Here is a 10,560-nt window from a genome sequence, read left to right as displayed (position 1 = left end):
GGATCGGGCCGACCCGCGAATCGAGGCGAACATGGAAGTCCCAGTTCTGCCAGTGAATGCTGTTGCCGCTGATGGTGTAGTTTTTCCCTTCCGGCTCAATGATTTCCAGCGGCTTGACCGGCACGCCCTTGCGGCCACGGCCGTCATACGGCGTCGGTTTCATCGGCACCGGGATCAGGGCTTCGTCTTCGATCTTGATCAGCTTCTTTTGCTCAAGGTCGACAATTGCCACCAGGCCCTCGATCGGGTGCGCCCAGTAGTTGCCGTCACCGGTATTGAGGTAGCTGACGATTTTCAGTAGCCGTTTGTCCTGCGCCAGCCCGTCCTTGCCGTCGAAGTAACCGACGGTCAGCGGCGTGGCCACGACTTTCTTCACATCGGTGATGCCGCGCTTGGCCAAGGCCTGCGCGTACTCGGGGCTGGTTTCCACGGCCGATTGCACGGTGGCGAAATCGTCCAGCAGGACCATCCCGTGCGCACCTTCGATAGGCTTCCAGGACTTGAGCGCCTTGGCATCGAGGTCAACCAGGGCTTCGATCACGTGCTTGCCATCCAGCACCACGATGTTGGCCTCGCGCGGCTGGGTGACGTTCTGGCCGGTGAAGACGAAATTCCAGACTTGATCCTTGGGCGGTGCATTGACCGAGACTTCGGTGAAGCGAAAACCGGGCTGGTAGTGTTCGGACTGCTTGACGATATCTACCGCCGCCTTGATTTCGTCCGCGCTCAACGGGTTGAGCGGGTTAGGCCGGGTTTCGACGACAAAGGTTTTATCCAGGCCGGACTGGAACACCTGATTGATGAAGTCCTTCGGCATGTAGGCGGTTTTGTGTTTGAACACCACCGGGACCGCCAGCTGCATGGGCTTGCCATTGAGCATGGCGACTTTGCTGTCCGGTTTGACCTTGAGGTAAACCCCGTCCTTGGCGATGACGAACAGGTTGGCATAACTGTCCCATTTGACCGTGGCCCCGAATTCCTCAAGGGTCGACTGCAAAGGCACCATTTCGGCGGCCCCGCCATGGGCCTGTGCGGTGGACATCCAGCCCGGCAAACCAAAGGTGCCCAGGGTGATGGCCAGCGCGAGTCGGGCGAGTGGTTTTCTTTTCAACGAGGCAATGGACGTAAACATTTCTGAGTTCCTTGGGAAACCGGTGACAGCACACCACACTTTGCTACAGGCAATGAAAGGCTTCTTGTGAATTCCTGCCAGATTCCTGTTGCTGCCTGCCTAAATGGGTTCTTGCCCAAGGTTAATCCACAATAAACAACGTGGCGTCGGCCAGCTTTCAGCTCGCCTGATCTGTCGCATAATGAACCCGCTGGTTTTGACTTTTGTAGTTAACGTAATCGAGTGAGTTGGACAGTGATCGAACGACGGCAATTCAGCGGAGGGATGAAGGGTAAAAACCTCCGCTATCTAAGCGAGCCTGCTGACAAGCCTGCGCCAATCACGCGCACAGGCTTTTTGCTGCTCGAACACTTCTCGCTGCCTGCGTTCACGCAAGCGCTGGACACGATTGTCACCGCGAATCTGCTGCGACCCAGCCTGTTCGCTTCCCGAACGTTTGGCTTGAACGATGGAGAGGTCGTCAGTGACCTGGGCCTGGTGATCCGGCCGGACGCACGCTTCGATGCGTCGGCGATTCAGCAACTGGACCTGTTGGTCGTGTGTGGCGGCTACCGCACCGAACTGAAGGCCGCCGATCCGTTCATCCACCTGTTGAAGGCGGCGGCAGAGCGGGGCGTCACCCTGGCCGGGCTGTGGAATGGCGCGTGGTTCCTTGGCAGCGCGGGCTTGCTGGATGGCTATCGATGTGCCATTCACCCGGAGCATCGGCCCGCACTGGCGGAGGTTTCCAAAGCGGCGCATGTCACCAGCGAGCCCTATGTGATTGACCGCGAGCGACTCACGGCATCCAGTCCTGCGGGGGCCTTCCATATGGCACTGGACTGGATCAAAGGGCTGCACGATAAAGCCCTCGTCGAGGGCATCGAGGACATTCTGGCGTTTGAAGAGTCTCGCTACCGGCGCATCAAGCCGGCGGAAAACATCTGTGTCAGCGCGCCGTTGCGCGAGGTGGTCAAGCTGATGGACGCCAACCTCGAAGAACCGCTGGAGCTGGAGCAGTTGGCGGTCTACGCCGGCCGTTCACGTCGACAACTCGAACGCCTGTTCAAGGAACAACTGGGCACCACGCCGCAACGCTATTACCTGGAACTGCGCATCACCGAGGCGCGTCGACTCCTGCAGCACACCGAACTGTCCCAGGTGGACGTGCTGGTGGCCTGCGGTTTTGTTTCGCCGAGCCATTTCAGCAAGTGCTATAGCTCGTATTTCGGCTACCGGCCGTCCAAGGAAACCCGGCTCGTCAAATAAAACAGGCATGCCCTCTCCCTCGGCAGGAGAGGGCTGCTGCTCGCCTCAGGCGATTTCCCGATCCTTGGTTTCCGGCAGGAAGAACGTGCCCAGAATCGCCGTCATCACTGCGATCACGATCGGGTACCACAGCCCGTAGTAGATATCCCCGGTGGCTGCGACCATGGCGAAGGCCACCGTCGGCAGGAACCCGCCGAACCAGCCATTGCCGATGTGATACGGCAGCGACATCGAGGTGTAGCGGATGCGCGCCGGGAACAGTTCCACCAGCCACGCGGCGATAGGCCCGTAGACCATGGTCACGTAGATCACGAGGATGGTCAGCAACAGCAACACCATCGGGTAGTTGGTCTTCGCCGGGTCGGCCTTCTCGGGGTAGCCGGCCTCCTTGAGGGCGGTGCCGAGGGTGGCAATGAAGGCGTCGTTGCGGGTCTTGAACTCGGCGGCCGGCAGGCTGCTGCCTTCGAAGCTCTGGATCACTTTGTCGCCGATGCGAACCTGCGCGACGGTGCCCGGTTCGGCCTTCTCGTTTTTGTAGGGGATCGCTTTCTTCGCCAGCACGCTCTTGGCCAAGTCGCAGGAGCTGGTGAATCGGGCCTTGCCCACCGGGTCGAACTGGAACGAGCATTGGGCCGGATCGGCGATCACCGTGACCGGGTTCTTCTCCTGTGCCACGAACACGTCGGGGTTACCGTACTGGGTCAACGCATGGAAGATCGGGAAGTAGGTCAGCGCCGCGAGGATACAGCCGACCATGATGATGCCCTTGCGGCCGATGCGGTCGGACAGGCTGCCAAATATGACGAAGAACGGCGTACCGATCAGCAGTGAACCGGCAATCAACAGGTTGGCGGTTTGCGGGTCGATCTTGAGCATTTGCAGGAGGAAAAACAGTGCATAAAACTGCCCGGTGTACCAGACCACGGCCTGGCCGGCCGTACCGCCGAGCAAGGCCATGATCACGATTTTCAGGTTGTCCCAGCGGGCAAAGGATTCGGTCAGCGGCGCTTTGGACGCCTTGCCTTCTTCCTTCATTTTCTTGAACACCGGCGACTCGCTGAGTTGCAAGCGGATGTACACCGAGACGATCAGCAGCAGGATCGACAACAGGAACGGAATCCGCCAGCCCCACGCCTCGAACGCTTCCGTGCCGAGCAAGGTACGGCAGGCGAGGATCACCAGCAACGACAAAAACAGCCCGAGGGTCGCGGTGGTCTGGATCCACGACGTGAAGTAACCGCGCCGGCCTGGCGGTGCATGTTCGGCCACGTAGGTTGCCGCGCCGCCGTATTCACCGCCCAGGGCCAGGCCTTGCAGCAGGCGCAGGCTGATCAGGATGACTGGCGCCGCCACGCCGATGGTGGCATAGCCGGGCAGAAAGCCGACGATGGCGGTGGAGATACCCATGATGACAATGGTGATGAGGAAGGTGTGCTTGCGCCCGATCATGTCGCCCAGCCGGCCAAAAACGATGGCGCCGAAAGGCCGTACGGCGAAGCCTGCGGCGAAGGCGAGCAGGGCGAAGATGAACGCTGTGGTCTCGTTGACACCGGCGAAGAAGTGCTTGGCGATGATGGCGGCGAGGGAGCCGTAAAGGTAGAAGTCGTACCATTCGAATACGGTGCCCAGGGACGAGGCGAAAATGACTTTGCGCTCTTCCTTGGTTATCCCACGGTTAGGCGTGCTACCCGTGGTTGTACTGTCGATTACGGCCATGAGTGTTCTCCGTTTTGCTCTTGTTATTGGCCGGAGTACCTCTCATCAGTTGCCGCACCCAGGCCCTGGGGCTGATCTCATCGGATTGCAAATTGCACGTAGTAGGGACGCAGCTGGCGGCCTCGCAGGTGTGCCGGGATAGTTGAAGCATAATCACCTTCGCGCAGATATCCACTCGCCATCACGCTTCAATCGCAAGCCGATGAAACGCAGCGGGCGGCCGACAAACCATTGCCCCAAAAAAACCGTAAATTTACGCGTTCAGTGGCGAGTCGAGATTAAAAAACGCAGAGGGTGCAATAGACCATCATCATCACAACTGCGACAACAAACGCCCCCAATGCCTTTGTCATTACCTGGTGTTCAGGCACATGCTCGGTCGTTGGCTGCCATGGAGGGATCGAAGACGCAGAACCATCGCTGTTGTGTTGGCGGAAGACCATGTAGGTGTATCGCAAGCCCATCAGCAGAAACAGCGCGACCAGACTGAGTATGGCCATGCAACTAATGGCGGATTTAGCCTCGGCCCGGGTTTCGTGTTCGCAGGCCGCGCTATTGAGTTCCAGAACGCTGATTTGTCCATAGCCCATCAGGGGCTGCTGGGTAACAGTGCGGATTGCTGACTGTTGTTGCAGGTCCAGCACCTGATACTTCCAGAGCGTTGTCGAGCCTTCCCGACAGTAGGTGAACGTGATGGGGGTAGGGGCATCAACAATGCATCCATCGTTGATGTTGAGTTTTTTCAGCGTTTGATCCGCTGACCTTGTGAAATCCAGGTCGAAGACCGGAATAATCCCGGTGGCAGAAGCCTCCAGCGAAAACAACACGCTGCCCGCGACGAAGATTGTCGATGCTTTCAAGGTTATTTTTCCTTGTTTTTCATCAGCGTATGGAAACGCGCGTAGCGCGTGGCTCCCCCTGTTTCGATGAGTCTAGAAGATTGGTAGCGGAATGAAGTCCGACGGAAAAAAATAGCGAAGATAAGGACGCAGATGACATTCGTTCGCAGTCACGTACCCTTGCGTCTGGCGAGTCAGTCACTCATGCCGTCTTCAATTGCGATTCCTTGGGCACGCATTGCCTTGATCAACTCTGTCCGAGTGCCCGGCAAATTGAGCATTGTTACGTGACGCAACTCAGCCACTTCTTCAGCGCTGTAAGGCTGGTAATCGGCAGGCGTGCTTTTACCGGCCAGGCCGCCGTCGCGCATCAACCAGTTAAGCAGGTCAGCCAACTGCGCGTTGTTCAGCGCCGATTGCGACATGCCGGGTACACGCACCAGAAATTCGCGGCCGCCGGGGACCTTGAGGAAGTTGCCGACAAACCCGGTGAGCCGAGGCGTGTCATTGGCGGCCGAGCCCATGCCGTTACCCAAATGGCAACCGGCGCATTGCAGTTGGTAGTTCACGCCAACGCTGTAACCGGCCTGATCGATGGGTTTTTGCAGCTCTTCATTGCCCGGCGCATGCCGCTGCGATGGGTCGGGAATGGCCCGGGCATAGGCGAGCGGGGCGCTCAGGGTGCAGACAAGACCGAGGAGTAGCAACTTACGCATGACAAAGCACCTCTACGGTAAAACACACTTTTTGAAGCCGCCGCCGAAACCTGTGGGAGCGAGCCTGCTCGCGATGACTGAGTGCCAGTCGACATTTGAGTCACTTGATACACCGCTATCGCGAGCAGGCTCGCTCCCACAGGGATCGCGTGGGGGCACAAAAAAATCCGCCGATTGCATGAGCAACCGGCGGCAATGCGCGTTAGATGGCGACGCCACGGATGACCGAAACGGTGCAGTGATAGATGTGCGATTTGGCGGCCAGGCACCAGTTCACATCGTTGTTGTTGAACGGGCGATAAGCCGGTTCTTCACTGTCGTTACGGGTGCAGGCGCACTGGGCGCAGCTCTGCTTACCGCAGCAGTCGTTATAGGAAATGATGTAGTCCTTGTCGTCGGCCGGGTTGCGGCAGGTGCCGATCCAGGTGACTTGCGAGGATTCGGTGCCCGGTGGGCAGGACGTCACCGACCCGCCGCAGCAGCTGCACAGAAAGCCGTCGATGGAGCAGTAGCGCCAGTAATCGCAGGTGTTCGGATCACCTGGGTCACCGGCTTTCGGGTTGTCGGCGGCCAGGGCTTTGCTGGTGCGGTCCAGCGGCAACAGCAGCGGCAGGGCGGCACCGGCGACCATCAAGGAACCCATGCGCGACAGCAGTTTGCGGCGTGAGGTGGTGTCGGCGACTCGACGGGTCGAGCGCTCGAACAACAGATCCAGCAGTTTCATATAAGTCTCCCTGCCTTAATCAGTGGCTATGGCCGTGGCTGTGGTCATGTTCGTGCGGCTGGCTGTTGAGGTATTCCTGCAGCGTGGCCTTTTTCAGGTGTTCGACTTCGAACAAGCTGTCCAGGTGCTCGCGGGAATTGACCAGGCCCTTGGCGCGCAAGGTGCCGGTTTTGTCGATCAGCGCGGCGTAAGGCAGCTTGCCGATCTGGTAGGTCATGCCGACTTCCGGCCCGACCACGTAGGTGGCGTCTTCCAGTTTGTGTTCGCGGATCAGCTTTTGTTGGGCATCCATGTCGCCGTCGCTGATGAACACCACGTCCAGTCGATCCGCCTGTTCCTTGGCGATGGATTTGATCGCCGGCAACAGTGATTTGCAGATCGGGCAGGTCGGCGAGAGGAAAAACAGCAGCTGATTCTTTTCGCCGGCATAACCGAAGTTCACCGGGCGACCGTTACGGTCGGATGCGGTGACTTGCGGCGCGGCTTCGTTGACCGCGACGCCTTTGTCCATCATCAGCGCCCCGGCCGGAGCCAGGCGACCATGCAAAACACCAATCTGACGCACCAGCCCCATGACGGCAAACGCCACGGCCGCGAGCAGAATCCAGAGCAAAACGTTGGAAACGATTAAGCCTTCCATTGATCACCTACCAATCAGTTTGAGCAGAAGAGGGGAGTTGGCCAGCAAGCCATCGGCTGCGGCGTACAGAAGCAGCGCCACAGCGCTGGCGGCAACGGTGACGAAGCCATCAAAAAAACCCAGGTTGCGGGCCATCGGCAGCACGCTGGCCAACAGCGCCACGCCCACCAACACGCTGTTGCGCAGCAGCAGGACCGGGCGCAACGGTTGCGCCTGGTCCGGGCCGGCGCAACCGCAGTCGATGTCGCGGCGACCGCGCCACAGGTTGATGCCAATGGCCGCGGCGTAGAGCGCGATCAGGCTGGCCGCCGTCAACGCTGCCCAATACCGGCTGACCGGCACCAGCAGCGCGAACGCGATCACCAGCTCTACCACTGGAATCACACGCGCGACCGGGCGCACCAATACGTCAGGCAACAGTTGGTAGTCCGCCAATTGCTTGGCAAACCGTGCCGGCGCGCGGACCTTGTGCGTCGCGGCACTGGCCAGCAACACCGCAATGGTCAGGGCGCTGGCAATGATGAAGATCGGATCTAAGTGCATGGCCGAACCTCGCTTAGTGGCTCATGACCTGAGTCGCGGTTTTGGCGACTTTCGGCATGCTGCTCGTGTGCTTGTTGGTCTTGAGATCGAAAATCTGCAAGCCGCCCTCGACATCGGCACCCAGCAACAGCGGTTTGTCGTCGCTCGTCGCCTGCAGGCTCCACACCGGCGCTGGCGCTTCCAGTGTCGCCACTTTCTTGTGGGTCTTGAGGTCAAACGCCCAGATCAGCGGGCTCGGGTCTTCCCACTTCAGTGGTTCATGCCCGTCGTGCATCAGCACGTACAAACGGTCGAGCTTCGGCGCAACGGCCATCAGCTGCCAGCCACCCGGTGCCCAACCGGCTTTCTTTTCTTCGTCGGTGGTCAACGACCACGACGGCAGGATCTTCGGCGCATCGCCAGAGAAATCTACCGCACGAACGGTGCCGGTCGTGTTGGTGAAGTAGTAGGTATCGCCGACGTTCACCGCGCGCTCTACGAGCTTCTCGGCGTTCGGGTCGAAGAACGGCGTGCGGCTGCGCGCAGTTTCCTGGCCCTGGTCGTTCAGGGTGATCACCTGCAAGCTGCCATCGCCACACAGCGAGGCGAAGCGGCGGTTGCCGATCGGGTAGTTGAGCACGCAACCCGGAATCGCCAGTTCGGCGGCGACGGACTTGGCTTGCGTGTCGACCACGGTCACCGAGGTCGACGGCGTGAAGTTGTAAACGTAGACGAAGCGGTCATCGCCACTGGTATTCAAACCGTAGCGTTGGGTCAGCGACTCGGCACGCTTGGGTGGAATCACGACTTCCCAGGCCGGTGCCAGAGTCGACGTGTCCCACGCGGTCAGCACATCGGTCACCGTGCCGCGAGTGCCGCGCGAGTAGAAAATGTCCGCGCTGTAGAGGGTCTTTTTATCGCGGCTGAGCGTTGACGGTGCGGCAAAACCGGTCGGCATCATGCCGAGGATGCGTTTGTTGTCGGGGTCGACCACGGTCACACGGCCCACCACAAAACTGTCGAATTCGACGTCGACGATATACGCCCGATGGGCTTGCGGTGGAAAGGCCAAAACGGTCTGGCCGATGGTGTCAGCCGGCAGGTCCGCACGGGCGCTGGTCAAGCCGAGTACAAGCAGGCTCAGACCTAGCACTGACTGTACGTTGATCCTGTTGGTTCGCATTAGGGGAACTCCCTGAATTGTTATTCACGCAGATCGCGGGTGCTTGGGCAGATTTTTACAATTCGATTCTGCCTCGCCGGGAAACGCCGAGAATTGCTGTGGCTGCCAAGTGTTTGTGTGTCTGTGCCAGTCGTGGGAGGCCGGCTGCACACACCGCGAAACGCAATTCAAATAACGTCGGCGAACGCACCCCTGTAGCAGCTGCTACCGGTCAGGTGGTAGTCAGAGGGAATTGGCGAGAGGAAGAGAGAAGGTAAAAACAGCACCACACGGTTCCAGATTCTGCGCCCAGATATCCCCGCGATGGCGGCCGATGATGTTTTTGCACAGCGCCAGGCCGATGCCGTTGCCGCTGACCTTGGAGGAGAAAAAACCGTCGAACAGCTTGTCTTGCTCCAGCGCCTGAATCCCGCGACCGCAATCTTCAACCCGCACCAGCGCAATCTGATCACCACGGCTCGCGTGTATACGCAGCACGCGCCGCTCGGGCGGCAAATCACTCATCTCTTCGATAGCATTAAAAGCCAGATTGAGAATGACCTGACCGATCAGCACTTTTTCGCAGCTGATCAGCAGCGGTTCAGGGCTGGTGATGATGTCGACTTTGATCCGGCTCGGATCGGCACGCAGGCTGATGAAATATTGGGTTTCGCGCAGCAGCTCATTGAGGTCGATCAGCTCTTCGGATTGCTCCAGCTTGACCACGTATTCGCGCACGCTTTTGATGATCAGCGAGGCATGCTCGATTTGCCGCACCGCGTTCTGCAAACCCCAAGCCACGCCTTGATCGTTGCTTTGATCCTTGCCCAGGCGAATCACCGCGCCTTCGATGAAATTACGCGTGGCCGCCAGCGGCTGACTCAGCTCATGGGCAATCGCCACGGCCATTTCACCCATGGCGTTGTAGCGCGCCAGGTATTCAAGTTTTTGCTCGCTGACCCGTCGGGCTTTCTCGGCGCGCACCTGTTCGGTGACATCGCGGAACAGCAGCAAGTAGCCAACCAGATCGTCTTCAATTTCGATGTAGCGGCACGTCGCGTGGTGCCAGCGCCATTCACCGTCACGCCTTTGCAGATGATAGTGAACGCTGAACGGCGCGTTTTCCGGTTGCTCGCAGGACATCTGTTGCAGCAGGCGCTGGCGGGAAGTTTCGTCGCACCAGTCGAGGAAGTTTTCGCCAATCAGCGGCTGATCTTCGCTGTTGAGCAGTTGCGCGGCGGATTCACTGATAAAGCGGATATCGCCTTGCGGTCCGAGCACCGTAACGCCTTCGGCCAGGTCCTGCATAAAGGCCTTGAGGCGGCTTTCGAAACGCTTGAGGTCACGCTTGACCTTGTCTTCCTTGGAGATGTCGCGGAACTGCACCATCAACACATCGCGACCGTCCAGGTGCACCAGCGTCGCCACCGCTTCCGAGAGGATCTCCACGCCTTGCTTGGAGCGATAACACCACTCGATGGCGCGCTGGCCGGTGCGCGCCGCGCCTTCCAGCCAACGCAGGCCGACCGAACGCCGGTATTGCGGCGCATTGCTGGTCATGTCCGGGGCTTTGAGCGGCGTCAGTTCTTCCAGGGTAAAGCCCAGCGCCGTCAGGGCGGCGGCGTTGGCCCACAGGATCTCCTTGCTGTGGGCATCGTGAAGAATGATGCACAACGGCATGGCTTCGATCAGGGCGTAGAAGTCGTTCGGTTTTGGTAGATACATCGCGCAGCCCTTGGCGGCAGAGGGGTCGACTACAGATGAAGTCGAAGTATGGCGTTTTATACCGGCTTGCGCCCGGTGATGCGCTCAGAGGTAACCGGGGGCGGACTAGGGGTTTTCTTTAGCTGGGGGGCTACAC

General features: G+C 59.4%; 10 protein-coding genes. 1 reads left to right on the top strand and 9 read right to left on the bottom strand.

What is annotated here, in order from left to right:
• The coding region (locus AC1DSG_RS09075; protein ID WP_477790581.1) for a stalk domain-containing protein at nt 1–1,132 on the bottom strand (1,132 nt) is incomplete at its 3' end.
• Nucleotides 1,133–1,366: 234 nt separating this feature from the next.
• Between AC1DSG_RS09075 and AC1DSG_RS09070 the strand changes: the two genes are divergently transcribed.
• The gene (locus tag AC1DSG_RS09070; protein WP_477790580.1) at nt 1,367–2,380 is read left to right on the top strand and encodes a GlxA family transcriptional regulator; all 1,014 of its coding nucleotides are present in this window, start codon (nt 1,367–1,369) and stop codon (nt 2,378–2,380) included.
• A 45-nt stretch (nt 2,381–2,425) separates the two neighbouring features.
• On the opposite strand, the gene AC1DSG_RS09065 is transcribed toward AC1DSG_RS09070, so the two are convergent.
• The 8 genes from AC1DSG_RS09065 to AC1DSG_RS09030 form a co-directional block, all read right to left on the bottom strand.
• A complete protein-coding gene (locus AC1DSG_RS09065) occupies nt 2,426–4,096 on the bottom strand; it encodes an MFS transporter (protein ID WP_477790579.1) in 1,671 nt (556 codons plus the stop codon).
• A 278-nt stretch (nt 4,097–4,374) separates the two neighbouring features.
• Nucleotides 4,375–4,923, bottom strand: a complete 549-nt coding sequence (locus AC1DSG_RS09060) for a hypothetical protein (RefSeq protein ID WP_477790578.1) — start codon at nt 4,921–4,923, stop codon at nt 4,375–4,377.
• Nucleotides 4,924–5,129: 206 nt separating this feature from the next.
• Complete coding sequence (locus AC1DSG_RS09055; RefSeq protein WP_477790577.1) at nt 5,130–5,651, bottom strand: cytochrome C; 522 nt, start codon at nt 5,649–5,651, stop codon at nt 5,130–5,132.
• 202 nt (nt 5,652–5,853) lie between these two features.
• On the bottom strand, nt 5,854–6,375 hold the full coding sequence (locus AC1DSG_RS09050) for a methylamine dehydrogenase light chain (RefSeq protein ID WP_477790576.1): 522 nt from the start codon (nt 6,373–6,375) through the stop codon (nt 5,854–5,856).
• Nucleotides 6,376–6,394: 19 nt separating this feature from the next.
• Nucleotides 6,395–7,015 (bottom strand): methylamine dehydrogenase accessory protein MauD, encoded by a 621-nt coding sequence (mauD, locus tag AC1DSG_RS09045; protein WP_477790575.1) that lies wholly within the window; start codon nt 7,013–7,015, stop codon nt 6,395–6,397.
• A gap of 3 nt (nt 7,016–7,018) precedes the next feature.
• Nucleotides 7,019–7,558: a MauE/DoxX family redox-associated membrane protein gene (locus AC1DSG_RS09040; RefSeq protein ID WP_477790574.1), complete on the bottom strand. Its 540-nt coding sequence runs from the start codon at nt 7,556–7,558 to the stop codon at nt 7,019–7,021.
• A gap of 13 nt (nt 7,559–7,571) precedes the next feature.
• Nucleotides 7,572–8,720 (bottom strand): amine dehydrogenase large subunit, encoded by a 1,149-nt coding sequence (locus tag AC1DSG_RS09035; RefSeq protein WP_477790573.1) that lies wholly within the window; start codon nt 8,718–8,720, stop codon nt 7,572–7,574.
• A 222-nt stretch (nt 8,721–8,942) separates the two neighbouring features.
• Entirely contained in the window at nt 8,943–10,424 is a 1,482-nt protein-coding gene (locus tag AC1DSG_RS09030) for a PAS domain S-box protein (protein ID WP_477790572.1), read from the bottom strand.
• Nucleotides 10,425–10,560: the final 136 nt, after the last annotated feature.

The organism is Pseudomonas sp. P5_A12 (genome assembly GCF_056400685.1).
This window is presented reverse-complemented; position numbering and strand designations above follow the sequence as displayed.

Excerpts from the sequence above, each read along its gene's own strand:
- AC1DSG_RS09065 (WP_477790579.1), bottom strand. The coding sequence starts at position 4,096 with ATGGCCGTAATCGACAGTACAACCACGGGTAGCACGCCTAACCGTGGG.
- AC1DSG_RS09055 (WP_477790577.1), bottom strand. The coding sequence starts at position 5,651 with ATGCGTAAGTTGCTACTCCTCGGTCTTGTCTGCACCCTGAGCGCCCCG.
- AC1DSG_RS09050 (WP_477790576.1), bottom strand. The coding sequence starts at position 6,375 with ATGAAACTGCTGGATCTGTTGTTCGAGCGCTCGACCCGTCGAGTCGCC.
- mauD (WP_477790575.1), bottom strand. The coding sequence starts at position 7,015 with ATGGAAGGCTTAATCGTTTCCAACGTTTTGCTCTGGATTCTGCTCGCG.
- AC1DSG_RS09040 (WP_477790574.1), bottom strand. The coding sequence starts at position 7,558 with ATGCACTTAGATCCGATCTTCATCATTGCCAGCGCCCTGACCATTGCG.
- AC1DSG_RS09035 (WP_477790573.1), bottom strand. The coding sequence starts at position 8,720 with ATGCGAACCAACAGGATCAACGTACAGTCAGTGCTAGGTCTGAGCCTG.
- AC1DSG_RS09030 (WP_477790572.1), bottom strand. The coding sequence starts at position 10,424 with ATGTATCTACCAAAACCGAACGACTTCTACGCCCTGATCGAAGCCATG.